General features: G+C 51.3%; 2 protein-coding genes. One reads left to right on the top strand and one right to left on the bottom strand.

Going from position 1 to position 744, the window contains the following annotated elements:
• Nucleotides 1–245: alpha/beta fold hydrolase (locus A3751_RS22895; protein ID WP_068457061.1), on the top strand; the 245-nt coding region annotated here is incomplete at its 5' end.
• Nucleotides 246–323: 78 nt separating this feature from the next.
• On the opposite strand, the gene A3751_RS13765 is transcribed toward A3751_RS22895, so the two are convergent.
• On the bottom strand, nt 324–744 hold a 421-nt coding region (locus A3751_RS13765), incomplete at its 5' end, for a YebC/PmpR family DNA-binding transcriptional regulator (protein WP_197466348.1).

Below are 744 nucleotides of genomic sequence, written 5' to 3'. Positions count from 1 at the left end.
CGATGATGCATCCAAAAAGCACTCGAGTGATTCCAGAGTGTGGGCATTGGGTTCCACTAGAAGCACCCGATATCTTGGCTGAGGTACTGCTAGGAGGGGTGGAGAAAAGGGCATCAGGTAGCGCATCCAAGGGTGGCGGTTTGGACGAGACTGGGCAGGCAGCGCCAAAAGGGGGCAAGAAAGCCCGCAAAGAAAAACCTGCTGCCAAAGGTGAGCGTAAGGTCGGCGCTAAACACACGGCTTAGCGCCTAATTCCCGAGCGCTCATTGTGAGGCTGTTACTACCAAGCTCTTAGGCTAGGGTCGAAACTGCACCGCCTAACTTTAAAGCTCGGCGTTGTGATAGACGTTTTGAACATCGTCCAAATCGTTGAGCATGTCGAGAAACTTGTCGAACATTTCTACGTCGTCGCCACTGACTGGTGTTGTTGTCTGTGGTACGAACTGGATTTCGTCGACATCAAACTCCACTTCACCCATGGCGTCAAGAATGGCTTGCTTCGCTTTGTATGATTCAGTATGCGGCGCGAATACTGTGATCTTCCCGTCTTCAGCTTCAACATCAGAAACATCCACATCGGCTTCCATGAGTGCTTCGAGTACCGCATCTTCATCGTCACCCGAGAACACGAGAATGGCGCTATGGTCGAACATATGACTTACAGCGCCCTGCGTTCCGATTTTCGATTTGGTTTTTGTGAAGCACTGACGCACATCACCAAAGGTGCGATTCGGGTTGTCGGTT

The organism is Oleiphilus sp. HI0080 (assembly GCF_001635135.1).
The sequence above is the reverse complement of the archived record's forward strand: the minus strand, read 5'-3'. Positions and strand labels throughout refer to the sequence as shown.